The organism is Pseudomonas sp. 5Ae-yellow (assembly GCF_014077575.1).
GTDB lineage: Bacteria > Pseudomonadota > Gammaproteobacteria > Pseudomonadales > Pseudomonadaceae > Halopseudomonas > Halopseudomonas neustonica.
On the sequence record NZ_JACGWE010000016.1, the window covers coordinates 52,007 to 78,568 of the forward strand.

A 26,562-nucleotide genomic window follows, 5' to 3' on the forward strand; every position below is an offset into this window, starting at 1 on the left:
AATCTTTCCTTACTCAATAATATTGCCGCGCATCAGGTGCTTGGCAATCGCGACCGTGCTGATAAACCCCATGACGGCGATCAACAACGCGGCTTCAAAAAACAGGTTGGAGTCCAGATACAAACCAAACAGCATGATCAGCGCAATACCGTTGATATACAGGGTATCCATGGCCAGTATGCGGTCCGGCAGATCAGGCCCCTTGATCAGGCGAACAAAGGTCAGCAGCAAGGCAACACTCATGATGCCTAGGCAGAATAGAATTACGGCCTGGAGCATTCGAACACCTCCTTGATCGGTTGCTCATAGCGGCGTCGAATATGCTCAATCATCGCCTCCTCATCACCCACATCCAGCCCATGTATCAGCAGCGTCTTGCGATCTTCGCTGATGTCAGCCGAGACCGTGCCCGGTGTCAGCGAAATTGTGCTGGCCAGCACGCTGATAGAAAATTCGTGCTGCAAACTCAGTGGATACTCGACAAAAGCCGGGCGCAACTCGCGGCGCGGGCCGAGAATCAGTTTGGCTACCTGAAGGTTGGCCAGCACAATATCGGCAAACACGCGGCACACAAACAGCAGCAATCGATCGACCCGGCAGTTGCTTGGCGGGTTAGGCCAGAACACATTGGTCATCAAGGGAATGACCAGGGCGAGAAAGGCGCCCATTATCAGGCTACCTGCCGATACCGCATTCATCAGCAATTGCCAGCCAACCAACAGCGACAGACTCAGCCAGGGGTGCGGCAGGATGCGCTTGAAAAAGCTCATGGACTGGCCTCCGGAGTGATGGACATAACCGCATCAATGTAGTTTTGCGGCGCCAGCAGCTGATCTGCGGTAGCAGCCAGGTAGGCCAGTACCGGCTCGGCAAAGATCACCAGCGCCGGACTGGCCAGCAATAACAGCAGTACCGCCGTCATGCGCAGCGCATCGATCGGCTCAGCCGACGCAGCTGCCTCAGTTTGACGCCAGAACAGCGTGGTACCCGCGCGGCTCAAGGCAACAAGGCTCAAGAACCCGGCTCCCAGCACGACCGGATATAACCAGGCAGCCTGCTGCCCGGTGCCCACGGCACTAAGCAGCAACAGCTTACCGATAAAGCCGGACAACGGCGGCATACCGACAATCGACATCGCAGCCAAAAAGAACACGCCACCCAGCAGCATTGGGTACGGCAAGGCTGGTCCGGCAATCAGACGCGCAGCGTAGCGCGGCCCGCGGACACGTTGCAGCACGCCGGCGAACAAAAAGAAGGCCCCGGTAATCCAGGTCGAGTGCATCAAATAGAATAGCGTGGCCCGCAGGGCTTCAGGCGTGCCAATCGCCAGCCCCGCGAGCATGGTGCCAACCGAGAGCACCACCAGGTAAGCAATCAGTCCCGAGAGCGTGGCTGCAGCCAATGCGCCCAGTGCGCCAAGCAACAGCGTTACCAGCGCTAGTGGCCAAAGCCACTCATTAACCATAAATGCCAGGCTATCGGCCTGCTCACCGAAGATAAGCGTGTAAACCCGCAGGATCGAATACAGACCAACCTTGGTCATAATGGCGAATAGCGCACCGACCGGGGCACTGGCTGCCGAATAGGCACGCGGCAGCCAGAAATAGAGCGGGAACATCGCTGTTTTCAAACCGAAGACCACCAATAACAGCATGCCTGCGGCGCCCACCAGAGGCTGCTCCTCTGGCGATAGCTGGCTGACGCGAATCGCCAGATCAGCCATATTAAGCGTTCCTAGCACCCCATACAGGGTACCGACTGCAATCAGAAACAAAGCTGACCCAGTCAGATTCAAGAGCACATAGTGCAAGCCTGCGCGCACTCGCGCGGACCCCGCACCATGCAGCAAAAGCGCATAGGAGGCGATCAGCAGAATCTCGAAAAATACAAAAAGATTGAACAGGTCGCCAGTCAGAAAGGCGCCGGTAATCCCCATCAACTGAAACTGAAACAGCGGATGAAAATTGCGCCCTGCAGCGTCATCGCCGCGCAGTGAAAACAACAGCGCACAAAAGGCGAGCACAGCGGTTATGAACAGCATGAGCGCACTGAGGCGATCAACCACCAACACAATACCAAAGGGCGGTGCCCAGTTGCCCAAGGTGTAAACCAGCGTCCCCTCGCTGGCACGCAGGAGCAACATGATTGCCAACGGCAACTGCAGAAAGGTCGCCAGCAGACTGACGCCACGTTTAAAATTCATGCTACCACGCATTAGCAGCAGCACAGCGCCCACCACCATAGGCAACACAATGGGTAGGATCGGCAGATGAGTCATCAACGATCTCCCTTACCATCAACGTGATCACTGTCCAACTCACCCTGCGCTCGCAGGGATAGGACCAGCGCAAAGGCGGTCATAGCAAAACCGATCACAATAGCCGTCAGCACCAATGCCTGTGGCAGTGGGTCCGCATAGTCCACTCGCTCACCCAATACCGCAGGCACCGCTTCACCAATGCGGCCCATGGCAAACAGAAACAGGTTGACCGCATAGCTCAGCAGGGTCAGCCCTATCACCACCGGGAAGGTCCGTGCGCGCAGCATGAGGAACACCCCGCAACTGGTCAGCAGGCCAATTAGCAGTGCATACATCAGCTCCATCAGAAATCCCCCCTTCGCAACGGCATCTGTGACAACTTGCCCAGATTCGCGAGTATCAACAAAGTGGCACCCACTACGGTCAAGTAAACACCCAGATCAAACAGCATCGCAGTTGCCAGCTCGATGTCTCCTATCAACGGAATATGGAAGTGATCAAAGGCGCTGGTCAGGAAGGGATAGCCGAAGAACAGACTGCCAAAGCCGGTCGCTGCTGCAATCAACACACCGGCAGCAGCCAGATAATGGTAATTGACCGGCCAACGCTCTGATGTCCATTCCTCGCCACTGGCAACGTATTGCAGAATCAAGGCGACGGCGGTAATCAGGCCAGCGATAAAGCCACCACCCGGCAGGTTGTGGCCACGCAGGAATATAAATACCGATATCAGCAGCGCTAGTGGTAGCAAGACCCGCGACAGGTTCACCAGCATCAGTTGCTCGCCACGGGTTGCCCAAGGCTTACCCAAACTATCACCACCCGGCAGACGGAGACGCAGACCATCTATCAGCGCATAAATACCAATGGCTGCAATCGCCAGCACGGTAATCTCGCCCATAGTGTCAAAGCCACGGAAGTCGACCAGGATCACATTGACTACGTTGGTACCACCGCCGCCAGTCAAACTGTTCTGCAAGAAGAAACTGGCGATGCTGTCGTAGGGACGCGTCATGACGGCAAAGGCCAATGCCGCTACCAGCCCCCCACACATGAGTGCCAGCAACACATCTCTGCCACGCCGCAACGGGGAGGACTCGCGCGGTGAGCGCGCGGGCAAGAAGAACAGCGCCAACATCAACAACACTATGGTGACCACTTCAACCGATATTTGCGTGAGGGCCAGATCTGGCGCGGCAAAGCGAGCAAAGGCAAGCACCACACCAAGACCAACAACACTGAGCATCGTCAGCGATACCAGTCGCTTGCGGTGCCAGAAAACAGTGCACAACGCGGCAACAGACATGATCAAAGCCACCGCAAGGCTAGTACCGTCAATGGGTGTCATGGCTACGTTGCCTTGCAAGCTCGGCAGTCGGAACAGCCAATAGCCACTGACGATGAGTGCCGCACCCAGCAGGCAGGCCAGGTAGCGCTGCAGCGATCCATTTTCCAACAGCAGCGTGAACTGGCCAGCACCGCGCACAGCCGCCTGCACCATGCGTTCAAACACCAGCTTAGCGTCCAACTCGCGCTGGCGTGCATACCAGGCAAACAAAGGCGCGCGCGCCGCGTAGACAAGTACACCCACAACCAGAGCGACAAAACTCATCAGCAACGGCAGGTTAAAGCCGTGCCAGATCGCAAGACTATACTCCGGCAATTCACCGCCAACCGTTGCCTGTGCTGCGACCGAAAGCAGGCCTGCGACAGTAAGCCCTGGTGCCAGCCCGACCAGCAGACACATGGCCACCAGAATCTCTACCGGCACTTTCATATAACGCGGCGGCTCGTGCGGAGGGTACTTGGGCAAATTGACAGGTTTACCATTAAAGAACACATCGTGAATAAAGCGCAGCGAATAGGCGACGGAGAACACCCCACCCAAGGTCGCGCCCAGCGGAATCAGCCAGCTAAAGCTGCCGAGCATGTGCGTATCCAGCGTTTCGCTGAAGAACATCTCCTTGCTCAAAAAGCCATTGAGTAGTGGCACACCCGCCATTGCTGACGCAGCAACCATGGCCAGCGTCGCCGTGTGCGGCATAAACCGCAGCAGACCGTTGATGCGCCGCATGTCACGCGTACCCGTTTCATGGTCAATAATGCCTGCTGCCATGAATAGCGAAGCTTTGAAGGTAGCGTGGTTAATAATATGAAAAACGCCGGCTACCGCGGCCAAACGCGAGTCCAGACCAAACAACAGCGTGATTAGACCCAAATGGCTGATCGTCGAATAGGCCAGCAGCCCCTTGAGGTCGTGCTGAAACAACGCTGTACAGGCGCCGACCAGCAAAGTCGCCATGCCTGCACTGCTGACTAGATAAAACCATAGGTCGGTATCGGACAGCGCCGGATAGAGCCGGGCCAAGAGAAAAACACCCGCTTTGACCATGGTTGCGGAGTGGAGATAAGCCGAAACTGGCGTCGGCGCTGCCATCGCATGCGGCAGCCAAAAGTGAAAAGGAAACTGTGCCGACTTGGTAAACACGCCCAGCAGCACCAATACCAATATGACCGGATAAAGCGCGTGATCACGAAGCAGGTCACCAGAAGCAAATACATCAGTTAACTGATAACTACCCACCACCTGGCCGATCAGCAAGACCCCCGCCAGCAGGGCGAGCCCGCCTGCGCCCGTGACCGCCAACGCCATACGGGCGCCTTTGCGGGCGTCAGTCGAGTGCGACCAATAGCCAATGAGCAAGAAGGAAGAGAGGCTGGTCATCTCCCAGAAGAACATCATCAGCAGCAGGTTCTCTGACAGCACTACGCCCAACATGGCCGACATAAATAGCAGCAGGTAGGCAAAAAACCGGCCCATGGGGTCTTTTTTTGCCAGATAGTAACGCGCGTAAAGGATGACCAGGAGACCAATGCCTAAAATCATCAGCGCGAAAAGGAAGCTAAGCCCATCAAGCCGAAAGCTGATATGCAAACCCAGCACGTCAAGCCAACGCCATGTCTGCACTATGGTCTCGCCAGCGAATACTGCTGACGCCTGTTGCCACAGCAGGATCATACCCAGAACGGGGGCCAGCATGGTCATACTAGCGCACAGCGAGCGACCATGCTTATTGAACAATAGCGGCAGGAGGCTGCCGATCAGAGGAAGAATGACGATAAGCGCCAGGGTCATGCAGGACTTACTCCATCTATGGCCAAAAAGGCTATTACCGGTCTTGCCCACGCCTGACGCAGCAGACCCGTGCGGTCTAGTCTGAATGCACAGACTATCATGGCAGTGGCAGAGGCATCGCAATGCACCAGCAAAGGCCAATAGTATAAATGTCTGAACCTTTGCAGCGGGAATCGAATACAGCGCATTGCGTTACAAAATGCGTAGCCTGCCGGCACAAAGCCGGCAGGCCTGGGTAAGAAACCCGATTTACTTAACGACGCGCGACTCACCGTTAACTGTCATGACTCGTACCCGGTCACCCGCGGCAAAGCTAACGCCTTCCTGCACGGCCTGCACATAAGCCCGAGTCTGACCAGAATCCTCCGTGACCGTAATTTCGACGCCCTGAGTACGCGTAATACCCTCTTCCGCTGCGGCCCCGGCCATACCACCAGCCAATGCGCCTACAATGGAAGCGATCGCCCGACCACTACCGCCACCTACACCACTGCCAGCGACGCCACCGATGGCCGCACCGGCAATCGGCCCAATCGCTGTTTTTGTGCCTTCAATCTTCACTAAGCGTACAGACTCCACAGTCCCCATGCGCACAATCTGTGGCGCGCGGGCATCGTCCCTGCTGTAGGTATCTCCGGTCAACGAGGAAGCGCAACCACCCAGCGTCAAGATCGCGCCAAGCAGCAGGGTTGTCACCAGTTGTCTGTTCATATCAATAACCTCAAGTTGGGTGTAAATGATCACGCCCGCTGCAAAATGACGGGTTGCGCAGCTTGCAGCAAATCGGCCATTTCACGCTAGCGGCATCTATGACCATTGATCGGGAACGCTAGTGCCCTGGTCGAATTAAATCGCCAAATAACCTAAAATGGCGCTTCTTTATACACAGGTGGTATAGCAAACACTTATCACCATACCATCCCATTTGGGTATCGCCGTAACTCTCCATAACCATAAGAATAGACAGGCAAGGACTGTACGGAAAGCAAGAACCGCCATTACCGTCACCAAGCCGCAGGTTACCGATTCCGCTTTACGGAGGTTTCAGCATGTCTCCCTTACAGGCAGCATGGCTGTATTATCTTGCGCACCCCGCACTTACGATAAATAGCCTGGCGCTCTTCTTTTCCGCCAATGGCAGCTGGTTGTGGCTCGCTACCCAACTCCGTGGGGCGAGCCGCGCCAACCGTATGACTGCAACGCCACAGAATCTGGCTATCGACAGCGATGAAAATGCTTCGCGGCGCGCAGACCGCCTTTTCTACCGAGTTGGCGGCGCATCCCTTGCACTCGGACTGCTATTGAGTTTGATTAGCACCCAGCTCTAATAGGCTGCTCCGATCATCTGGCGCACGACTATTGATGCTCTAAGACTCGCAGGCGACTGTGGACCGGATTGGCATACTGCAACAGCCAGTAAGCACGTTGATCACTCGGGCAGGCAGCCAGTCTGGTCTTAAAACGTTGCTCTTCTGCGGCAACCTCAGTCGGAGTGAAGTCATTACGCCAGGCAGCCACTTGCGCGGGAATCTGGCCCTGCTGCTCTATCGCCAAATAATTGCTTGGCGATAGTCGGTAATTCGTCAGAATCTGTTTATCCACTGCTCGCGCTACTGCCTTGGCATCAGCGTAGTCGTCCTGCAGCGGCTCACCAAACGCAACATGCACACGCCCTTTGTAGCCCGTCAGCCCCATAGCGATAGATCTGTCGTCCTCGCCTGGCTCCTTGTGATACTCACCCAGCCGCGCCTTCTGCTCCAATTCACGAGCTTTCAACAGGTCACAAGGATCCCATTCGTAGGCAATGGACACGGGCACCAGATTCAGAGAGCGAATCAACGGACCAAATTCTTCTCCCTTGCGGCTCATACAAAACATTTTTATGATCGCCGGATCAGTCTCATCCAGCCCATCCTTCGCACGTCCTTCAGACTGCGCAATCCAGATTGATTCGCTTTCTGCCAGTGAATGACTGATATAAGCGGACATCATTTGATAAGCCTGCAACTTCTCTCGGCGCCCGGTCAGTGAACGGCGCACGATAAAACACTTGTTTAACCGCATCAGGTCGGCAACGAAGGGGCGCTGAAGTAAATTGTCACCAATGGCCAGCCGCGGAGTTGGATGGCCGGTATGGTAAAGGGCGTAGTTAACGAAGGCCGGGTCCATCACGATATCACGATGATTGGCCAGAAACAGGTAAGCCTGACCTTGGCGCAAATTGTCGAGGCCACTGTAGGTAACGTTGAGAGTGCTGCTTTCGATCACACGATCAAGGTAGGGCTCCAGCTTGTGCTGCAAGGTATCAACACACTGGATACCCCTTGCCTCGCGCCGCAGAGCAAACTGCACCGCGCGCCGCACCACACCCGGAAACCAGCGTGCCAGTAGCGGAAAACGATATGCAGCCAGCATCCGCATCAGCTCCTGGTCGCCCAATAGGCGCTCCATTACAGCAGGCACCTCAGCGTCGTTATACGGCCGAATAGCATCAAACTCGCCCATGTATTCCTCAATCTCATTTGCGTTGGCCGCGCATTATGCGATGTGCGCAGCGGTTTCGCCAAATTGACGATGGGGCTACACTGGCTGTCACATTTAAAACAGCGGAGCCATTACCTTGCAGGCCCTAGAAGAAGCCACCCTCGCCTGCCCGCATTGCGGCGAACCTATTGTGCTACTACTCGATATCGCCAGCGGCACTCAAAGCTATATAGAAGACTGTGAGGTCTGCTGCCAACCTATCCACGTTAGCTTGTGGATTGACCACGAGCAGGACGACTACCATGTCGATCTGCGCCGCGAACAGGATTAAGCATGCAGTGCGTTTACCGTCCACTGGATATGACCGAGGCCACGCTGCTGCAGAGTATGCTGGCTGATCACCACATCAGCTGCCATATCAGCGGCCAATACCTGCAAGGTGCGGTAGGGGACCTGCCAGCACAAGACCTGCTCGCTCTTTGGCTGACTGACGAGGATGCCCAGCGCGCCAGCCAACTGATCAATGACTACCTGGCTGCCAGTCCGTTTGAAGAGAACGTTAATAGCCTTTCATCAGACCCGGTAAACCAATGACTGGACGCCTTGCCCAGTTCACCCCTCCGCATGCAAGCACTCCGACCGACTGGAAGCCTGACTGGAATCTGCCCCCAGGTGGCCGTGTCTTGATCCTGCGTAAGCAGCAGGGCCGCTTGGAATGCGTGCCGGTGTTATGGAACCTCACGCCTGGATGGCTCAAGGATCTGAGCCGCGCCAGCTTCAACGCCAGGGCCGAGTTTCTGCACGAAAAGCCTATGTTCAAGCAAGCGTTTGCCAAACGGCGCTGCCTGATCCCGATCAACGGTTACTATCTCTGGAAAAATAACGGCTCGCGCAAGCACCCCTGGTATTTGCGTCGTCGCGAGGGTGGCTTGGCTTTGGCGGGCATTTGGGAGCGTTATCAACTGGATAAAGAGCACTACTGGGATAGCTGCGCACTGATAACGGTGCCATCCAAAGGACTGCCAGCCACGCTGGCTGAACGCATGCCGGTGGCACTCAACAGCGGCGAACAGTCAATATGGCTCGCAGAGGCAACGCCGGTCAGTGCACTACAACCCTTATTACTCAATGCTGACGCCCAGGTAGAAATGATCCACCCGGTTGCGAGCGCGGTCAGCAGCCCAGAAACCAAGGGGCCGCATTGCTGCAACCCCAGTGGCCCGATTCAGACCTTGAACTGATTGATCAGACGACGCTGATGCTCGGCCAGCTTGGTCAGTGACGCACTGGCCTCAGATGCTTCATCAGCCCCTTTGGCAACCGACTTGGCAACGGTATCGATGGTCATGACATTGCGATTGATGTCTTCAGCTACCGCGCTTTGCTCTTCAGCAGCGCTGGCGATCTGATTGTTCATATCGTTGATGACCGATACCGCTTGCGTGATTGAGGTCAGTGCAGCATCTGCCTCTTCGGCCTGCAGCACACTCTGGTCGGTCCGCGACCGGCTCTGCTCCATCACTTTTACCGTTTCCTTGGTGCCATTCTGCAACTGCTCGATCATGGTCTGAATTTCAGCCGTCGAGCTCTGCGTTTTCTGGGCCAGGTTACGCACCTCATCGGCAACCACCGCGAAGCCACGCCCTTGCTCACCGGCGCGAGCAGCCTCGATTGCAGCGTTCAGAGCCAATAGGTTGGTCTGCTCTGCAATACCGCGGATGGTGTCCAGAATACCGGTGATATTCTCACTATCACGCTCCAGCGAGCGCACGCTTTCAACAGCGCGCTGAATATCCTGAGAGAGCGCCATGATGGTGTCGGAGGTCGCCTTGACTACCTCGCGGCCGTGCGTCGCCGAGCCATCTGCGTTATGGGCCGCACTGGCTGCCTGCGACGCATTGCGCGCCACATCCTGCGCAGTAGCTGTCATCTCTGTAACAGCGGTAGCGACCAGATCGATTTCACTGAGCTGGCGTTGAACGCCATCATTGGTCCGCATGGCAATATCAGCGGTGTGCTCGGAGGCGTCAGTAACCTGCTGCACGGAGCCGACCACTTCGCGAATCATGCCTTGCAACTTGTCCAGGAAAGCATTGAAACCGCTGGCAATGGCGCCCAACTCATCCGCACGATCGACCTCAAGCCGCTTGGTCAAGTCGCCATCCCCCTTGGCAATATCATCCAGCATGGAGACCAGTCTGCGCGCAGGCTTGGCAAGACCATAAGCAACGAAGACCATAACGACCAGCCCAACCAGCGCAACCAGAAACCCGATCACCGCCAGCCATACTGCCGAGGCAACGCGCTGATCCTTTAGCTCTGCGTTGAGCGCGTCGAGATCAGCCATAACCGCTTCCAGTGGCAGCGTGATCAACAGGGACCAACGCGTATTGCTGTCACCAAAGGTGATCGGCATGATCAACTCGATATGCCCACCCTCCTCGTCGATATCGTAAATGGGCTCATCACCAAGGGATGCCATATTCGCCAGCTCGTGCTGATCGAGCACAGTATCGGCACGATCACCCGGACGAGCATCGGTACCCGTGTAAGCAACCAGACGCCCCTTGTCGCTGACCAGCGCCTGATCGCCCTGACCGTCGTACAGTTCACTGTCGCTCTCGGTCAACATATTCTGCAGAAAGTCCATGGCCAAATCGGCGCCGGCCGCGCCCTTGAACTCACCGTCGACGATGATGGGTACGGTGAACGATGACAGCAATACTTGCTTGCCACCCATTTCATAGGAGGCAGGATCAATCACGCAGGGTTTAAGCGTTTCCCTCGTGCACAAGTAATACTCGCCGGTGCGAACACCGCTATCAAGCAGCGTTGTACTCTCCATGTCACCCAGGGGTTCAAGCTCAAGCTCGCCACCCTCACCTCGAAACCAGACCGGCATATAACGGCCGCTACCGTCATAGCCATCGGTTTCTATCCCTCGGTAAAACTCATCCATTTCATCGAGCGAATTCGGCTCCCAACCGACATAGACATCCCACAGATCGGGATTCTCTGCCAAGGTCATACGGAGCACGCGCGTCATTTCTTCACGACCCATCATCAACGAAGGCATACCGTCAGGCTGTATCTCACCCAACATCGCGTTGAGATTGGCTACCTGCTGGGCAACCGCGATGGGATATTCCAGGCGGCGCTGAATACGTGATCGCTCGCCATTGGCAATGGATAGCAGACGATCCTTTACCAACCCCTCAAGCAGCTGTTCGCTGCGCCCCTGAACGTAGGCCTGACTGCGCTCGGATGAATAGACCGAGTACAGGGTCATGACCCCGACTGCGATGAACAGACAAGCTCCAGCAAGCACTGCGATGGATAGCTGAATGGACTTGAATTTCATTAATTACCTCGGCTTAACGGCAGAATAAGGGTGCCCTCTTGAGGGGCTTCTTATTATATCGGCGAACGACAAATAAACTTCAGTCCCGTGATGACATTAGCGCTTTAATACGGTCAAATTGCCTGAAACTGATAATAGTCAAAATACAACCGCGCGCTTCACCGTGATTAGGCATCGCCGTTCCCGCCTCAATTCACCTTAGCCCGGCCAGCCATCAGTTGCATAAATTATTCAAGTACTGCCTGCTGCTCTGCTAAATTAAAGATTCGGGTTCTTATTTGCATCCGATAATCCTGGAGATACAACGTAATGAAAAAGACGCTTGTGATCATAGCAACACTGTTCGGTCTAGCTGTTCTCTCTGGCTGCAATACGGTTGAGGGATTTGGCAAGGATGTGCAAAAGGTAGGCGACGGCATAGAAAACTCTGCTGATCGATAAGAACCAAAGCAGCGTGGCGGTCATTCGCCACGCCCAGTTCCTCCAAGGATTAAAGAACCATGCGATTGCGTTTTCTGCTGTGTGTAGGGGTTATAGCCGTAACAGGTTGCCAAAGCGTACAAACCACCCAAGGCGGTAATGTAGGGGTAAACCGAACCCAGTACATGATGAGCGGTCTGTCGAGTGAAGAAGTGAATGAGATGGCAGCCAAGTCATATGACGAGACCTTGGCGGAAGCCAAGAAGGCCGGGGTGTTGAACACTAATGCCGCGACCGTTCGTCGACTGCGCAAAATAGCCGACGACCTGACAGCAGAAGCCACTTACTTTCGTCCCGATGCGGCGCAATGGGACTGGGAGGTGAATCTGATCAAGGATGACATGCTTAATGCCAGCTGTGCACCCGGCGGCAAGATCCTGTTCTACTCGGGCATTATCGACCAGCTCAATCTAACCGATGACGAAATCGCCCAAATCATGGGCCACGAGATTGCTCACGCCCTGCGCGAGCATGGCCGCGAGGCTATGTCACGTGCCTACGCCACACAAATGGGCACGCAGCTGGCAGGTGCGTTGCTCGGCTTGGGTTCTGGCAGCCAACAAGCCGCTCAGATGGCGGTTCAATATGGCCTGACATTACCCAATAGCCGCAGCAATGAGAGCGAAGCTGACCTAATCGGTCTTGAACTGGCAGCGCGCGCAGGCTACAACCCGGATGCAGCGGTTAGCCTGTGGCAGAAAATGTCAGCTGCTTCGCAGGGTGCGCCGCCCGCATTCATGAGCACTCACCCCTCCTCTGCTGGCCGTATAGAAGCACTGCGCGCCGCTGCGCCAAGCGTCGAGCCTCTGTACCGGGCCAATAAGTAAAGGCTGTCGCCGGGCTCCCAAGGGCGCCCGGCCTTCTGACGCCTAAATACGATTTCGTAAGACGCCGTTCATCTGTTGTCAGGGAAAATTCTGGCTGTCTATTGAGAAATCATTAGAATATGCGCCGCTCAAGGTCATTCCGACCAGCATGGGTTCCCTAACCCCATTTACAAACAACGGCGGAGGCAGCGGCTTCCGAACCCGTAAAAAGGATACAAGATGACGACCCTCCCCTCCGCGCGCCGGCGGCAAGCCTTGGCGTTGCTGATCGCTTTCCATATTGCCATTATTATTGCCAGCAATTATCTGGTGCAGTTGCCCATCACCCTATTCGGCTACCACACAACCTGGGGTGCCTTTAGCTTTCCCTTTATCTTTCTCGCCACCGATTTAACCGTGCGCCTGCTGGGTAAAAGCGCTGCGCGCAAGGTGATAGCCCGCGTCATGCTGCCCGCACTGGTGGTTTCTTACGCCATATCGGTGTTATTTCAGGAAGGCAGTTATCGCGGCGTTGAGTCACTGCTCTCGTTTAATGATTTCGTGCTGCGCATATCGCTGGCCAGCTTTGTCGCTTACGTGATCGGCCAATTGCTGGATATCCAGGTATTCGACCGACTGCGCCAATCCAAACGCTGGTGGATTGCGCCCAGTCTATCGACGGTACTGGGCAACCTGGCTGACACCTTCGCGTTCTTCTCGGTCGCCTTCTGGCGCAGCAGCAACGAGTTTATGGCTACCCACTGGGTCGAGATTGCGACCATCGATTACGCCATCAAGCTCGGCATCAGCCTGCTACTGTTTTTGCCACTATATGGCGTTTTGCTCAAAGCGTTAATGCGCCGCTTTACCGGGCCAGCCACTATTACAGCATCCCGATAGACGCCGCCCAAGTAGGACGCCGCGTTCAGCAGAGCGCGGCTACCAGAGGCTAATCAACAGCCCCATTAGCGCGCAACAAGCCAACGTCTTCAATACCGACCACTTTGCAGCAAACAACAGCAGGATTGCCACGCCCGCAATCACCAGAGAGCCAACATCAAGGCCACTAGTGAATCCCTCTGGCCAAAATACGTGCCAGGCAAAAAACAAGGCAAGATTAACGATAACACCCACAACTGCCGCCGTTACGCCGGTCAACGGGGCCGTGAATGACAGCTTGTTGTGAGTCGACTCAACCAACGGCCCGCCGCCAAGGATGAACAGGAACGACGGCAAAAAGGTGAACCAGGTGACCAATATGGCTGCTGTGACGCCCGCCAGAAAAGCTTGTTCCTGACCAAACACCTGCAACACATAGCCACCAACAAAAGCCACGAAGGTCACCACCATAATAAGCGGCCCGGGCGTGCTTTCACCCAGTGCCAACCCATCAATCATTTGCGCCGGCGTGACCCAGCCATGCTGTTCAACTGCGCCCTGAAAAACGTAGGGCAGCACAGCGTATGCGCCACCGAAGGTCAACAGCGCCGTCTTGGTGAAAAACCAGCCCATCTGCGTCAGCTCACCACCCCAGCCATAGCAGGCGATCAATAGTGCCATCGGCAGCAACCAGAGCAGCGCACCAACTACCAGCAAGCACAACAGTGAGGACCACTTGAACCGTGCATGTTCGGGCGTTGGCGTCGCGTCATCAATTAGCGCCGGCCTGTGATCCAGCGGTTGCACTGGCATTGCCCCACCCGGCTGAAAGAGCTCGGGCCGCAGCCGTCCGCCGAGATATCCGACCACACCTGCTCCCAGGACAATTAGTGGAAACGGCAGCCGCAACACAAAAATCGCCACAAAGGCGCTCAGCGCAATCGCCCACAACCAGTGGTTCTTCAGTACGCGCCCACCAATGCGCCAGGCCGCCTGAAACACCACCACGGTAATCGCCGGTTTAATGCCGTAAAACACCCCCGCCACCCAGGGCAAATCGCCATAAGCGATATACACCCAGGCCAGCAGAATCAGCAGGACCAGCGAAGGCAAGATAAACAACAAACCGGCCACAACACCGCCCCAGGTACGGTGAAGCAACCACCCCAGATAAGTAGCAAGCTGCTGCGCCTCCGGGCCAGGCAGCATCATGCAGTAATTGAGCGCATGCAGAAAACGCCGCTCGGAAATCCAGCGGCGCTTATCAACCAGCTCTTCATGCATGAGCGCAATTTGTCCAGCCGGGCCACCGAAACTGATGAAGCCCAGTTTCAACCAGAACAGCATGGCTTGATAGAAAGGCGCAGCGGGTGCTGCAGCGGCTGGTGCGGCCAATGCCTGCTTGTCAGTCATCTTCTCTGGCACTGCTGTTGGGCGCTTATCATAAGGATATATTCAAACGGGTTAACTCAATACCTGAGTATGACAAGCGAAGGTTGCAACATCATTGCAATATTAAAAACCCTATTTTGGGCTAGGCGAAACGCCTGACCGCAGGCATTATTCTGCTAACGCAGGCACTGCCTCGCGGCCCTTCCTTGCGGCATGGATGCCCCGACACGTTGCCTTCCTGCTATCTACTGACCCGGCCTGTTGCCGGCATTCGCGCGCACCGATTGCAGAACCACAATGGTGATTCTGCTGCGAGCATGAAGTGTAGGCGTGCGAATAACTGTTCTCGATAGCGTCCGGTCATTACAAAAGCATAACAAGATCAAAGCCTCAGACAGCCAATCAACAAGGATAAAAACGATGGCAAGTTGTGCATACTGCAAAAAAACCATTCTGCTGGGCGGGGTCCACCAAGAGGGCTTTCGCTTCTGCAACAAGGACTGCTTAGCGCAAGGCCAGGTAGTGATGCTGGCGGCGAGTATGCCGGAAGCAGATCGCGTACGTGCAGCTCAGACCCTGTTTCGCGGACCTTGCCCCCAATGCGATAAACGCGGCGGTATTGATCTTTACAAGTCCCACTACGTCATGTCGTTCGTACTGTTTACCCGGCATGGCAGTCATACCCTCCTATGCTGCCGCACCTGTGCACTAAAAAAACAGGGAAGCGATTTCGGATTGTCGTTACTGGCTGGCTGGTGGGGTATACCTTTTGGACTGATTTTCACGCCGCTGGCGTTGCTGCGTAACGGCTACGCCATGCTATTCCCGCCCAACAGAGTTGAACCCTCGGCCGCATTCCAACAGGAAGTAGTGCTGCGTCTGGCTGCAAGTGAAGCGGAGCGGCGACTTACTGCACAAGATAATCCTATCGCCAAGGCCTAGAAAGCCAGCTGGAGAAAATTGATCAATTAGCCCACATCATGGAAAAGGAGCAGGCTATGAGCGCAATACATGGCAAGTGCCTCTGCGAAGCAGTGCAATATCGCATAACGGGGTCGCTGGGCCCTATTTTCAACTGCCATTGCAGCAAGTGCCGACGTTGGCATGGCGCCGCCTTCCGCACCCGAGCGTCCATCCATATCGATCAGTTCCAATGGCTCAGCGGTGAAAATCAACTGTCGCGCTTCGACTCGTCGGACAACGTCACCCGCTACTTTTGCCGTACCTGCGGCTCACCTCTGATTAGTACATATCGTGACCGCCCGCAGGTTCTGGGCATTCCATTGGGCGCCCTGGAAGGCTTGACCGATGCGCAGCCACAGGCACATATCTTTACCGACAATAAAGCGAGCTGGCACCAGATTACTGATGACTTGCCTCAGTACCCCGGCTGGCCGGGTAATGAAGCAGCGGTCAGAAAAACAGCCGATTAGGCCGGGGGGCCCGCCTATTTCTGCTGCGCAATCTCGCGCAAGGCCTCAACCAGATAGGCTGGCTCCTGCGCGCCGGAAATCAGGTACTGATTGTTCACGATAAAAGCAGGTACTGACGAGACACCCGCCTGCTGATAACGCGCTTCGTCACTGCGTACAGCATCAGCAAAGGCGTCGGAGTCCAAAACCTGCTGCGCAGCCTCGGTATCCAATCCAATGGATTCCACGCAGCGCAGCAACACTTCGGTATCTTCTACATTTTCTGCATGGCCAAAATAGGCATCAAACAGCGCCTGCTTCATCGCGGTCTGCTTGCCCTGCTCTGCCGCCCATTTGACCAATCGATGGCCATTGAACGTATTGGCGGTATAGCGCTCCTGCATTTTGCTGAAATTCAAACCCAGCCCCGTGGCAACCTCTATCATATTGGCCTGAGCCGCTTCCATTTCTGCTTCGCTACGGCCATATTTACGGCTCAAAGCCTGCAGAATGGGTTGCGGTTTGCTCTCAGGATTGGGGTTCAACTCAAAGGCGTGCCATTCAATATCCAGCTCCAGCTCACCGGCAAGAGTAGCCATGGCTTGTTCCAGGCGAGCATAACCGATAGCACACCAGGGGCAGGCGATATCAGATACGATATCAACATGTAAATTAGTCATGAACTGTCTCACTCCGAGTCATTGTTAATGGCCATAGCGTACACGCCCCAGTGGCGGCTTTCACCTTTAACCAGGCTTGATACGTGCGTGCGAATGCCTGAACGAAAAGTCTGGTGAATACAAACGCGTTACACAGCTAGACTGCTGTCTACTGCACTGAGTTCATCTGAACGGTATTTGCCATGCTGGAACTACGCCCTAGCTGCGAGTGTTGCAACAAGGATCTGCCGCCCAGTGCGACAGATGCACTTATCTGCTCCTTTGAATGCACTTTTTGCCGCGAATGCGCCAAACACCGGTTGCGATGGCTCTGTCCCAATTGTGGCGGCGGTCTTGTCGCACGCCCGACCCGTCCTGCAGCACTGCTAGCGGCAAACCCAGCCGCAACTACCCGAATCGTTAGAGACCAAAAGCCCTGTGGCAACGTATCGTGAATACCGCTCATAACCACGATTTTAGACTTTAGTCACAGAGCCATCGTTTTAATTCTCGTAGCCCGCTACCCTTCAGGATCGCCTCGTCTATAGTTAATCGAGACTGTAAACGCTTGGTTCGCCCATTTCCGTCAAAATAAAAAAACGGGAGTCTTGCATGAGCGCTGTAATACTGTTGTTGGTGGGGTTAGCCATAATGACGCTGGGGTACTTCATCTACTCCAAGTTCATTGCGGAAAAAATCTACCGGCTGGATCCTGACTTTCTAACACCAGCGCACGAATTTGAAGATGGTATCGACTTTGTACCCACCAACAAATTCGTACTCTGGGGCCACCACTTCACCTCCGTAGCCGGCGCTGCCCCTATTGTCGGCCCAGCCATCGCCGTTATCTGGGGCTGGGCGCCCGCCTTTATGTGGGTGGTATGCGGGACCATTTTCTTCGCTGGCGTTCACGATATGGGTGCCATCTGGGCCAGCGTGCGCAACAGAGCGCGCTCGGTCGGCTCGCTGACCGGCGATGTAGTGGGTAAGCGCGCTCGCAGCATATTCATGATCGTCATCTTCCTGGTACTGCTGATGGTCAACGCGGTATTCGCCGTTGTCATCGCCAAGCTCATGATGAAATTCCCGACTGCGGTGCTACCCGTGTGGGGGGCGATTGGCGTAGCCCTGATAGTTGGCCAGTTGATTTACCGGCGCATTATCAACCTGGTTAGCGTATCGGTCATCGGCGTGGTGGCGCTCTATGCATTGATCTTCGCCGGCCCCTCCGTACCTATTCAAATGCCAGCAGAAGTAGCTGGTATATCAGGCAACGCAGTCTGGATTGTGCTGTTGTTTGTTTACGCGGGTGTCGCATCTATTCTGCCCGTCTGGATGCTGCTACAACCGCGCGATTACATTAACGGCCTGCAACTCTTTGTTGGTTTGTTGATCCTTTACGGCGCCATCCTGCTGCTGAATCCGACCATGGTTGCGCCCATGTTCAACGACGCCGTGCCACCCGGAACACCTTCGATAATACCGTTGCTCTTTGTGACTATCGCCTGCGGTGCTATCTCCGGCTTCCATGGCCTGGTCGCATCCGGCACCACCTCCAAGCAGCTAAACAAGGAAACCGATGCCCGTTTTGTCGGTTACTTTGGCGCCATCGGCGAGGGCTGCCTGTCCCTCGCGGCGATACTGGTCGCCACAGCTGGCTTCGCTAGCCTGACGGATTGGCAAGCGATGTATTCAGCCTTCGGCCAGGGTGGCGTGACCGCCTTCGTTGAGGGCGGCGCCTATATCATCCATAACGGCCTGGGCTTACCGCAGGTGACTGCTGCAACTCTGCTGACTGTGATGGCTGCACTCTTCGCTGGCACGACCATGGATACCGGCCTACGCCTGCAGCGCTATATTTTCCAGGAGTGGGGCGAAATTTATAATCAGGAGTGGATGAAAAAACCACTGGTTGCCACCCTGCTGGCCGTTGGTAGCTGCATGCTACTGGCCTTTGGCGCAGGTGCCGACGGATCCGGCGGGATGATCATCTGGCCATTATTCGGCACCACCAATCAGCTGCTCGCCGGGCTAACGCTACTGGTCATCACCGTGATGCTGGTGCACCTCAGACGCCCCATGTGGTACACGCTGGCACCACTGTGCTTCCTGCTGATCATGACCGTCGTTGCCCTGGTCACTCAATTGCGCACTTTTTATGAGCAGGAAAACTACTTCCTGCTGTTTCTGGATATTGTGGTGTTGATTGCCGCCATCCTGGTTGCCATGGAGTGTGCCTCGGCCCTGAAGCGCCATCGCGCACTGGCTGCCACCGAGGACAACAATGCCACGTGATCAGAAAGCCGGAGAGTGGCGCGCCTGGTTTGGTAAGGCGCGCTTTTTTCTTGAGGAGACGTACAGTACTCGCTATCGCGGCGCCATCGCCCGTGCCAGGCGTGATGAAGATGATCTCTTTATGCTGCTGGTCTTCTCGGAAATGATGGGCGTACCCAACCCGGCCAGCTATTACACCCTGGAGCTGCAACCGCTATTGCTGCAGCGCTTCCATGACTGGCATCGGCGTATGGGTATGGAACACTCGCCCTTGGACCATTTCCGCTGCTGCTAATCTGGAGTGCCTGTTATTACACCCCCACGCTTTGATCTGCTTGACCGCCGCCTGATTTGGGTGGGCGGTAAAGGCGGAGTTGGTAAAACCACCGTTTCCGCCGCCCTGGCAGTGCTGGCAGCAACGCGCGGCAAACGCTGCTTGATCGTTTCCACTGACCCGGCCCATAGCCTGGGCGATGTCTTTGCGACTCAACTAAACGACCACCCGCGTCGACTAATGCTCAACCTCGACGCGATGGAGATAGACCCGGACGCTGAGGTGGAAGCACATCTGGCGCGAGTCACTGCGCAGATGCGTCAGTTCGCCAGTGCCGAAATGCTGCCGGAGCTGGAAAGGCAGCTCAAATTGACCCGTCAATCTCCAGGCACGCAGGAAGCTGCGCTACTCGAGCGCATCGCTCGTCTAATCAATAGCCCGCAACCTGATTACGACGTGATCATTTTTGATACTGCACCCACCGGCCACACCTTGCGCCTGCTCACGCTACCTGAAGCCATGGCCGCCTGGACTGATGGCCTGCTGAGCCATAATCGAAAATCCGAAGAACTGGGCAAAGTGCTGCAGCATCTGACGCCCAAGCGTGGCCGCGATATCGATAGCCCCTTTGATAACCCACAAGATGATGCGCTAAGCGAGTTTGATCGCAAAACCCGCGATGTCGCCGAAACGCTACTTAGTCGGCGACGCTTGTTCCATCAGGCCAGACGGGTGCTAAAGGACCACCAGCAAAGCGGGTTCCTTTTTGTACTGACACCAGAACGCTTGCCTATACTGGAGACAGCGCGGGCAATCAGCACGCTGCAGTCTGTCGATATTCCGGTGGTTGCAGCGCTGGTCAACCGGGTAATACCTGACACCGCAGACGGCCATTTTTTGCAACGCCGACGTGAGCAGGAAGCAACCTACCTGCAACGTATAGATCAGGAATTGGGCCATTTGCCACGTCCACAACTGCCCTGGCTGGAAACCGACGTACAGGGGATAGAAATACTGCAGCAGATTGCCGAACAATTAGCCGCGCAGGGGTTCTAAATTACGTTAGGCCCGTGGCACAGCGCGCAGACACAATCTACTGAAAGGGAACAGCCATGAAGTACGCGAGCTAATAGCGCCGGGGCTGATTCATGCCAGGATGCAGCTACGCGATTATCAAGCTACCATCGAGATTCCGTACTCAGCCAAGCGCTACAGCATTCATTACCACAGCAGTGAGCAACTGGATTACCAAGGTGGTCGAATAAATCCCTACAACCGCTGGGTCATGAATTTTTCCTCAAGCATCCAGCAGCAGCTCAGTGCCGAGGCCTTTGAAGACACTACCGACGGCGGCCAGATCCGCCGAAACCAAAACGAGGATAGCCGCATGCTCAGCATTACGCTTGATCCCGAGAACGCCATTGTTGTATTGGAACCACAGGGCACTCTGAGCGAAGAGGATTTCCGCCGCGTACGCGCCGCTGTTGACCCTTTCATCGAACTACACGGCGGCTTAAATGGCATGATTATTCATGTCCACTCATTCCCGGGCTGGGACTCCCTCAGCGCCATGATTTCACACCTTACCTTCATCCAGGATCACCACCGCAAGATTAAGCGCATTGCCGTTACCAGCGACTCCAACCTGGGTAATGTGGCAGAGACGCTGGGATCACACCTTGTCGCAGCCGAAATCAAATCCTTTGGTTTTGACCAATTGGCAGATGCCCAGCGCTGGATCTTGGACACTTGAGTAAATACGGCCATAACCGATAGCGCTCCCCACTGCGTGAGCTAACTCGAAGCTGACATGTAAACATGCTATACAGTGCAAAAGATCATCCAAGGACAGGATCAAACATGGCACTGAACCCCGCTACTAAAAACAAGATAGATTCCATTCTCACTGGCGCACAAGACAAAATAGAGCAACTGCGCGCACTAACCCCCTTCTTCATCGATCTATCCCTGAGAGAAAATCCAGTTGGTGCGCGCGTTGGGCAAACGCTGGCGGACAAGCTGGCGATTCTGCCGAAAATACGTGCGTTTGGTTTCGATAAAATCCTGCTCGGCACCCTCGACTACTCAATGCCCGACGAGCTAGAAGTCGACGACGACTTTATGCTTTACCTGCGTGATCACCACATCGACACCACCGGTTGTTACGCCTTTACCGATATCGGCCTGGTGGATGCGCAGGGTCACTTCACCCCGTCTGCCTCCATGCTCAAGCTACGCGACTACGCGGTACCCAACACACTGCACGAGATCTACCTGAGCAAAGACGGCATGGCGGGGCAATACGACATGGTTACCTTGCTGCGGAGTTTGCCTGCCAGCATTCAATGGCTACAGGAAAATATCCGCGGAGATCATGGCGGCGCCCCACGGATACTGATCAACGTAGTGGATGGCTGCGACGCACTGGCTGAAAACCCGGACAGCGCCTGCGCCGTTTTCGCCATGCTGGCCCAGCAACCCATAGAAGGCATCAGCATCGAAGACGATCGTGGTACCTACCTGCCCTTTCAGGTTGGCGCCTTCGTCGAGGCTATTCGTTGCGTCATTCCCCCGCCATTGAAGTTGCTGGTGCACATGCACGCAGGCGGCGGTTTTGAAAATGCCTCAGTACTGGAAGCGCTGCTAAGAGGCGCCGACGGTGCCTGGGGAGGCCTGCCCAAGCGTGCAGCCATTATTGGCCATGCGTCACTGGGTGAGCTCATCGCCAATCTGGTGCGCGTCGGTAACCAGCACATGCAGAGCAACTACCAGCTGGATCAACTGATGCCTTTGGCAACCAGCTTGCAAATCATGGATGAGGAGCAACAGGTTCCGGATGATCTGCCGATCCTGGGCCACAATGCCTATCGCCTGCCATTGAGTTTTTTCCGCCAACGCCCGGACCGCTTCATGGACCTGGTACCCGAGGCTATCGGCGGTAGCTACGGCTATCGTATCTGCCCGGTGGTAAGCGATCCAGACGTGATAGCCGGGCGTTTGAGCGAGGTGACCGGGCGGCCTTCCAGTGTTTTCTCGGCCGAGGTGCTGGAGCAAATGGTGCGTCTCATGCGACGTGAACTGCGTGCCGGCGAGCGTATTGTCTACGATGAACCAACACAGTTGATGGCCTTATATCAACGTGCCGGCGGCCAAGCCTGAGCAATATCCTGCATGTCGGGCTTTACAACCACCCCGATCAGGGTCTAAAACAAAAGGTTATAGTGATTCCGTGCGCTAACGCACAGTTCGCAACAGTGATCTTGCCCGTAGCGGATCAGCCCTGAATGCCAAGGAAATGGCTGAGCCCTGCACTCTGGCACGTCAACAAACAGAGTTGAAGGATTATGAAAGACATAGCCCGAGAGATAGAGCAGGACAGCGCGGTTTATAAAACACTGCTGGAATCGACCAAGGCCATTCCCTGGAAAATTGATTGGGAAACCATGGCATTTGCCTATATCGGCCCGCAGATAGAATCACTGCTGGGCTGGTCCCAGGATAGCTGGCTGAGCGTGAACGACTGGTCTGATCGCATGCACCCCGAAGATCGCGAGTGGGTAGTCAACTTCTGCGTGTCTCAATCCCAGTCCGGCATTGACCATGAGGCCGACTACCGAGCGCTAACGAGCGACGGCAACTATGTCTGGATCCGTGATGTCGTGCATGTGGTTCGCAACGACGACGGCGAAGTCGAATCGCTGATTGGCTTCATGTTCGATATCAGTGAGCGCAAAAAGAACGAAGAAAAGCTACTCAACCTGCAGAAGGAACTGGAAGAGCTTTCATTCAAGGATGGCCTAACCGGCGTTGCCAACCGCCGCATGTTTGACTCTATTTTACAGCTGGAGTGGACGAACGCCCGGCGCACAGGCCAGCCATTGTCGGTAGTCATGATAGATATCGACTACTTCAAGCAATACAACGATCATTATGGACACATCAAAGGTGATGATAGCCTCAAGCGGGTAGCCAAGGCACTGAATACTGCCGCGGCTCGCTCACGGGATTTTTTCGCTCGCTATGGCGGAGAAGAGTTCATTCTGGTGTTACCTGAAACCGACGCTCATGCTGCAGAGCTGGTCGCCGAGCGCTGCCGTAATCTGATCTTCAAGGAACAGATCGCACATAATGCCTCAGAGGTCAGCCAGATACTGACCATCAGCATGGGGTTGGGCAGCATAGTACCAAGCCAGAAAGACGATCCCCGCGCCTTTATCGACGCGGTGGATCGCAACCTGTATCTGGCCAAGCAAAGAGGCCGTAATCGTGCGGTGTGCGGACTCGATTGATACGAGTCCAGCTCGCCCTTCAACCTGCCTGAATAAACAACCAGGCGGCGTACAGACCCAGCAACAGGAAGGCGAACGCCGTTACCCGGCGAATCCAGGCCAGCGGCAACTTGTCGGCCGCCGCGTTGCCCAATAACACTACCGGCACATTAGCCAGTAGCATACCCAGCGTCGTACCCATTACCACCCAGATGTAGGCATCAAACTGCGCGGCCAGAACCACAGTCGCAATTTGTGTCTTGTCGCCCATTTCAGCAAGGAAAAATGCCACCAGGGTTGCCATGAAGGCGCCGTATTTTCCTATCGGTGGCGCCTCGTCTTCATCCAGTTTATCCGGCACCAACGTCCAGGCCGCCACAGCCAGAAAGGAGATTGCCAGCAGGCCGTGCTGCCATTGCGAACTGAGCATATCGGCCACCACCTGTCCCACCGCACCGGCAAGGGCATGGTTGACCACGGTAGCAACAAGAATGCCCCAGATAATGGGCCAGGGACGACGAAAACGGGCAGCCAGCAAGAGCGCCAGCAGTTGGGTTTTGTCGCCGATCTCTGCCAGCGAGACAATCCCGGTTGATACAAAAAAAGCTTCCACGGAGGTTCCAAAGGAGGGCGGGTCAGACATACCAATGACATACAGACACCCCCGCCCTCGGCTGGTGTTCGTATGTCATAGGTCTCGTCAAACCCGTGTCGCGCCAGGCGACTGAGGTTTGCGAACGCCATGATCTGCGGATCAATTATGTTGACGTTCGCCAATGGAAGACAGGCTTCCGGAGAGACTACTCCCCTAAGACAGCAGCAAATTTACCAGTATCGCCAACACCAGGCAACTACAAATCAGCCCGGCACCACCGCAGAGTAGACCTTGAAGCGGTTGTTCTCGCGTAACACCTGACAGGGACCAATATGCTGCTCGATCAATGGCGGGTAACGCAGGAAACCGTTGGCCACAATCCGTAACTCACCGCGTGGCTGCAAATTACGCGTCACCTGACTGAAAAAGCGCTCAGCGATACTGGTGTCCTGGCGGATGCCGGTATGAAACGGCGGGTTGCTGATAACCGACGTATAACGACCGTGCACTTCACTCAACCCATCAGAGGCATAAACCTGCGCCTCAACGTCATTGAGTTTGAGCGATTGCTCGGCGCAATAAATGGCCAGCGCATCAACATCCACCAGCTCAAACTGACAATCCGGGTTGCGACGAGCCAACGCGATAGAAAGCACGCCGGAACCGCAGCCGAAATCCAGCACCTTGCCGCGCAACGCTGAATGCTCTTCAAGCAGCAACTCGCTACCCTCGTCCAGCCGGCCGTGGCTGAATACGCCGGGCAGACTGAGCAAGTCAATCTTCTGGTCAGCCAATTCCAGCGTGTAATGCTGTTGCCAGTCTTGCAGATTGAAGGGTTTTGCGACCCGGTCAACGACGACGCGCCACAGCTGACAATGCCGCGCCGAATCGAGCTTTTCCGGCCGCGCGCCGAACTGGCTCAACAATCGCTCGGCACGCGTGACCCCGCCTTTCTTCTCACCCACCAGATAAAGCGGCTTACCAGCGGCCAGCAACGGTGCCATCTGCGCCAACGCGTATTCCGCCCGCTCTATCGCCTTGGGCATCACCAGAATGGCAGCATCCAGCGCATCCACCGCAGGGCACAGGTGAGAAAATACCAGCTTGTCTGCAGGCAACTGGTTGGCCAGGCCGTGCGCGACCGAAAAATCCCAGCTCCATAGCGTCCAGTCCGCCGCCAGACTACGAGTCAGGGTATCTGCTGCGGGATTGACCAGCAGCAGGCGCTGGCCGCTAAACAACTCGGCACTACGTTCAAGAATCTGGCTGGTGTTGTCCATCGTCTACTCCGGGGCGGTCTGCGCAAAGTGGGCATTGTAAGCACAGCGACAAGCGGGTCAACCAGACGATTGATCAAGCACATAACAAGGGTGCAGCAACGTCAGCAAACTAGTGCTTTTTCCGCGCAACAAAGGACAGGCGGCGCAGTACTCAATCGGGCTGCTGGCCCGATAGTAAAAGCAGCAGGTACGGCGAACGCCAGGGGAATATTTACTTGCGCGGCTTTGCGCGTCTGGTGGGCTCGGCCTGCAACGGATCGTCCGGCCAATAATATTCCGTATCATCATCTATAAAATCGCATTGACACGCTCTAAATGCACGAAATCAAAGGGACATGGCCCCTTTTTTGGCTGCGAAGATTGACAGTCAATAACCAGTCAATCCTAAATACTGAATCAAGTGTATTGAGACCGTGGATTGACAGATATTTCACCACACATTGACACCTATAGAATTTCCAGCCCGCTTAATCCGCTCAGAGGATTGACACAAGACACTAAGATGTTCGAGGTTCACCGGGCAACAAAATACATGCAAGCGCGAGCAAGCTGGCAAGATAAAAGCAGTCTATTTTTGGTAAACCAGCAAGATCGACAGCGTCACAAGCAATCAAATCATAAAATATAGGTGCTTTCACCGATATTGCTTGAGTCAAGACAGGCTAAATCACTGAATCTCGAAAACAGCTTTGTCGCACTCATCAATTACATACTGCGGCACCATTTGATAGCGTCTCGGATTAAGCTGGTAAATATAATCGTTCTCCATATGAAATGTTTGGTTGATAAATTTTGCAATAACTGTTGAAGTAGCAACAGTGCTTTCATCAAACATAATTCTATAGATGTGAAGCTTTTCGTAGTTACTTTCTGTAGGCGGCGGCAAAAACTGAGTGCAACACCTGACCTTTCCGGTACGGTGCTGCCCTATGTCTTATTCCGAACTCAGCGTTGCAGAGCGTGCCACCATTCAAGTTAGTCATGCCCAAGGCCTCAGCTTGC

28 protein-coding genes, 2 pseudogenes and 1 riboswitch are annotated in these 26,562 nt (G+C 55.2%); of the genes and pseudogenes, 16 read left to right on the top strand and 14 right to left on the bottom strand.

Features of this window, described 5'->3' with window-relative positions; translation table 11 throughout:
* Positions 1-9: 9 nt before the first annotated feature.
* The 6 genes from H4J77_RS11610 to H4J77_RS11635 all read right to left on the bottom strand — a co-directional run bounded on the left by H4J77_RS11610 (position 10) and on the right by H4J77_RS11635 (position 6,107).
* The gene (locus H4J77_RS11610; protein ID WP_123887749.1) at positions 10-279 is read right to left on the bottom strand and encodes a K+/H+ antiporter subunit F; all 270 of its coding nucleotides are present in this window, start codon (positions 277-279) and stop codon (positions 10-12) included.
* Positions 264-770, bottom strand: coding sequence for a Na+/H+ antiporter subunit E (locus tag H4J77_RS11615; RefSeq protein ID WP_123887748.1), 507 nt, complete (start codon positions 768-770; stop codon positions 264-266). The genes H4J77_RS11610 and H4J77_RS11615 overlap by 16 nt, the downstream gene beginning before the upstream one ends.
* Entirely contained in the window at positions 767-2,278 is a 1,512-nt protein-coding gene (locus H4J77_RS11620) for a monovalent cation/H+ antiporter subunit D (protein ID WP_123887747.1), read from the bottom strand. Before H4J77_RS11620 ends, H4J77_RS11615 begins: the two co-directional genes overlap by 4 nt.
* The gene (locus tag H4J77_RS11625) at positions 2,278-2,604 is read right to left on the bottom strand and encodes a Na+/H+ antiporter subunit C (RefSeq protein ID WP_123887746.1); all 327 of its coding nucleotides are present in this window, start codon (positions 2,602-2,604) and stop codon (positions 2,278-2,280) included. The genes H4J77_RS11620 and H4J77_RS11625 overlap by 1 nt, the downstream gene beginning before the upstream one ends.
* On the bottom strand, positions 2,604-5,396 hold the full coding sequence (locus H4J77_RS11630) for a monovalent cation/H+ antiporter subunit A (RefSeq protein WP_123887745.1): 2,793 nt from the start codon (positions 5,394-5,396) through the stop codon (positions 2,604-2,606). Before H4J77_RS11630 ends, H4J77_RS11625 begins: the two co-directional genes overlap by 1 nt.
* A 249-nt stretch (positions 5,397-5,645) precedes the next feature.
* Positions 5,646-6,107, bottom strand: coding sequence for a hypothetical protein (locus tag H4J77_RS11635; RefSeq protein WP_123887744.1), 462 nt, complete (start codon positions 6,105-6,107; stop codon positions 5,646-5,648).
* Between the two features lie 338 nt (positions 6,108-6,445).
* Here H4J77_RS11635 and H4J77_RS11640 point away from each other — a divergent pair, with 338 nt between their 5' ends.
* Positions 6,446-6,724: a hypothetical protein gene (locus H4J77_RS11640; RefSeq protein WP_123887743.1), complete on the top strand. Its 279-nt coding sequence runs from the start codon at positions 6,446-6,448 to the stop codon at positions 6,722-6,724.
* A gap of 28 nt (positions 6,725-6,752) precedes the next feature.
* Here H4J77_RS11640 and H4J77_RS11645 read toward each other — a convergent pair whose 3' ends face one another.
* Positions 6,753-7,901 carry a 1-acyl-sn-glycerol-3-phosphate acyltransferase gene (locus H4J77_RS11645; protein ID WP_123887742.1) on the bottom strand — a complete coding sequence of 383 codons (1,149 nt, stop codon included), beginning with the start codon at positions 7,899-7,901 and terminating at the stop codon, positions 6,753-6,755.
* A 115-nt stretch (positions 7,902-8,016) separates the two neighbouring features.
* On the opposite strand from H4J77_RS11645, the gene H4J77_RS11650 reads away from it, so the two are divergent.
* Genes H4J77_RS11650 through H4J77_RS11660 form a run of 3 tightly spaced genes read left to right on the top strand, consistent with a single transcriptional unit; the run spans position 8,017 to position 9,121 of the window.
* On the top strand, positions 8,017-8,211 hold the full coding sequence (locus tag H4J77_RS11650) for a CPXCG motif-containing cysteine-rich protein (protein WP_123887741.1): 195 nt from the start codon (positions 8,017-8,019) through the stop codon (positions 8,209-8,211).
* Between the two features lie 2 nt (positions 8,212-8,213).
* The gene (locus tag H4J77_RS11655) at positions 8,214-8,474 is read left to right on the top strand and encodes a DUF2007 domain-containing protein (RefSeq protein WP_123887740.1); all 261 of its coding nucleotides are present in this window, start codon (positions 8,214-8,216) and stop codon (positions 8,472-8,474) included.
* Positions 8,471-9,121: an SOS response-associated peptidase gene (locus H4J77_RS11660; protein WP_123887739.1), complete on the top strand. Its 651-nt coding sequence runs from the start codon at positions 8,471-8,473 to the stop codon at positions 9,119-9,121. Before H4J77_RS11655 ends, H4J77_RS11660 begins: the two co-directional genes overlap by 4 nt.
* Here the strand turns inward: H4J77_RS11660 and H4J77_RS20390 are convergent.
* Together H4J77_RS20390 and H4J77_RS20395 are read right to left on the bottom strand one after the other, a co-directional pair.
* Positions 9,106-9,948 (bottom strand): methyl-accepting chemotaxis protein, encoded by an 843-nt coding sequence (locus H4J77_RS20390; RefSeq protein WP_404940775.1) that lies wholly within the window; start codon positions 9,946-9,948, stop codon positions 9,106-9,108. The two genes, H4J77_RS11660 and H4J77_RS20390, sit on opposite strands and share 16 nt — an antisense overlap.
* Before the next feature lie 15 nt (positions 9,949-9,963).
* Positions 9,964-11,241, bottom strand: a pseudogene (locus H4J77_RS20395) (HAMP domain-containing protein); the annotation flags it as partial.
* 309 nt (positions 11,242-11,550) lie between these two features.
* On the opposite strand from H4J77_RS20395, the gene H4J77_RS11670 reads away from it, so the two are divergent.
* The 3 genes from H4J77_RS11670 (at position 11,551) to H4J77_RS11680 (ending at position 13,427) form a co-directional block, all read left to right on the top strand.
* Positions 11,551-11,682, top strand: a complete 132-nt coding sequence (locus H4J77_RS11670; RefSeq protein ID WP_123887737.1) for an entericidin A/B family lipoprotein — start codon at positions 11,551-11,553, stop codon at positions 11,680-11,682.
* A gap of 59 nt (positions 11,683-11,741) precedes the next feature.
* Positions 11,742-12,548 (top strand): M48 family metallopeptidase, encoded by an 807-nt coding sequence (locus H4J77_RS11675; RefSeq protein WP_158611216.1) that lies wholly within the window; start codon positions 11,742-11,744, stop codon positions 12,546-12,548.
* 219 nt (positions 12,549-12,767) lie between these two features.
* Complete coding sequence (locus tag H4J77_RS11680; RefSeq protein ID WP_123887736.1) at positions 12,768-13,427, top strand: 7-cyano-7-deazaguanine/7-aminomethyl-7-deazaguanine transporter; 660 nt, start codon at positions 12,768-12,770, stop codon at positions 13,425-13,427.
* Positions 13,428-13,466: 39 nt separating this feature from the next.
* Here the strand turns inward: H4J77_RS11680 and chrA are convergent, their stop codons facing one another.
* Positions 13,467-14,819 carry a chromate efflux transporter gene (gene chrA / locus H4J77_RS11685; RefSeq protein WP_123887735.1) on the bottom strand — a complete coding sequence of 451 codons (1,353 nt, stop codon included), beginning with the start codon at positions 14,817-14,819 and terminating at the stop codon, positions 13,467-13,469.
* 399 nt (positions 14,820-15,218) lie between these two features.
* Between chrA and H4J77_RS11690 the strand changes: the two genes are divergently transcribed.
* Together H4J77_RS11690 and H4J77_RS11695 are read left to right on the top strand one after the other, a co-directional pair.
* A complete protein-coding gene (locus H4J77_RS11690) occupies positions 15,219-15,740 on the top strand; it encodes a hypothetical protein (RefSeq protein ID WP_123887734.1) in 522 nt (173 codons plus the stop codon).
* 56 nt (positions 15,741-15,796) lie between these two features.
* Positions 15,797-16,231 carry a GFA family protein gene (locus H4J77_RS11695; protein WP_123887733.1) on the top strand — a complete coding sequence of 145 codons (435 nt, stop codon included), beginning with the start codon at positions 15,797-15,799 and terminating at the stop codon, positions 16,229-16,231.
* Positions 16,232-16,245: 14 nt separating this feature from the next.
* On the opposite strand, the gene H4J77_RS11700 is transcribed toward H4J77_RS11695, so the two are convergent.
* A complete protein-coding gene (locus tag H4J77_RS11700) occupies positions 16,246-16,890 on the bottom strand; it encodes a DsbA family oxidoreductase (RefSeq protein WP_123887732.1) in 645 nt (214 codons plus the stop codon).
* 182 nt (positions 16,891-17,072) lie between these two features.
* Here H4J77_RS11700 and H4J77_RS11705 point away from each other — a divergent pair, with 182 nt between their 5' ends.
* The 7 genes from H4J77_RS11705 to H4J77_RS11735 all read left to right on the top strand — a co-directional run bounded on the left by H4J77_RS11705 (position 17,073) and on the right by H4J77_RS11735 (position 23,706).
* Positions 17,073-17,324: a DUF1272 domain-containing protein gene (locus H4J77_RS11705; protein WP_123887731.1), complete on the top strand. Its 252-nt coding sequence runs from the start codon at positions 17,073-17,075 to the stop codon at positions 17,322-17,324.
* 157 nt (positions 17,325-17,481) lie between these two features.
* The gene (locus tag H4J77_RS11710; protein ID WP_123887730.1) at positions 17,482-19,164 is read left to right on the top strand and encodes a carbon starvation protein A; all 1,683 of its coding nucleotides are present in this window, start codon (positions 17,482-17,484) and stop codon (positions 19,162-19,164) included.
* Entirely contained in the window at positions 19,154-19,438 is a 285-nt protein-coding gene (locus H4J77_RS11715; protein WP_123887729.1) for a cory-CC-star protein, read from the top strand. The genes H4J77_RS11710 and H4J77_RS11715 overlap by 11 nt, the downstream gene beginning before the upstream one ends.
* A 6-nt stretch (positions 19,439-19,444) precedes the next feature.
* A complete protein-coding gene (locus H4J77_RS11720; protein ID WP_218565684.1) occupies positions 19,445-20,473 on the top strand; it encodes an ArsA family ATPase in 1,029 nt (342 codons plus the stop codon).
* A gap of 100 nt (positions 20,474-20,573) precedes the next feature.
* Complete coding sequence (locus H4J77_RS19770) at positions 20,574-21,170, top strand: STAS/SEC14 domain-containing protein (protein ID WP_218565685.1); 597 nt, start codon at positions 20,574-20,576, stop codon at positions 21,168-21,170.
* A 107-nt stretch (positions 21,171-21,277) separates the two neighbouring features.
* Complete coding sequence (locus tag H4J77_RS11730) at positions 21,278-22,576, top strand: homocitrate synthase (protein WP_123887728.1); 1,299 nt, start codon at positions 21,278-21,280, stop codon at positions 22,574-22,576.
* Positions 22,577-22,761: 185 nt separating this feature from the next.
* Positions 22,762-23,706 (top strand): diguanylate cyclase, encoded by a 945-nt coding sequence (locus H4J77_RS11735; protein ID WP_123887727.1) that lies wholly within the window; start codon positions 22,762-22,764, stop codon positions 23,704-23,706.
* Positions 23,707-23,725: 19 nt separating this feature from the next.
* Here the strand turns inward: H4J77_RS11735 and H4J77_RS11740 are convergent, their stop codons facing one another.
* The 3 genes and pseudogenes from H4J77_RS11740 to H4J77_RS20400 form a co-directional block, all read right to left on the bottom strand.
* Positions 23,726-24,298, bottom strand: coding sequence for a TMEM165/GDT1 family protein (locus tag H4J77_RS11740; RefSeq protein ID WP_235869586.1), 573 nt, complete (start codon positions 24,296-24,298; stop codon positions 23,726-23,728).
* An 89-nt stretch (positions 24,299-24,387) separates the two neighbouring features.
* A riboswitch (yybP-ykoY riboswitch) is annotated at positions 24,388-24,506 on the bottom strand.
* A 37-nt stretch (positions 24,507-24,543) separates the two neighbouring features.
* Positions 24,544-25,560: a class I SAM-dependent methyltransferase gene (locus H4J77_RS11745; protein ID WP_123887725.1), complete on the bottom strand. Its 1,017-nt coding sequence runs from the start codon at positions 25,558-25,560 to the stop codon at positions 24,544-24,546.
* 57 nt (positions 25,561-25,617) lie between these two features.
* Positions 25,618-25,755 (bottom strand): annotated as a pseudogene (locus H4J77_RS20400) ((2Fe-2S)-binding protein); the annotation flags it as partial.
* Positions 25,756-26,562: the final 807 nt, after the last annotated feature.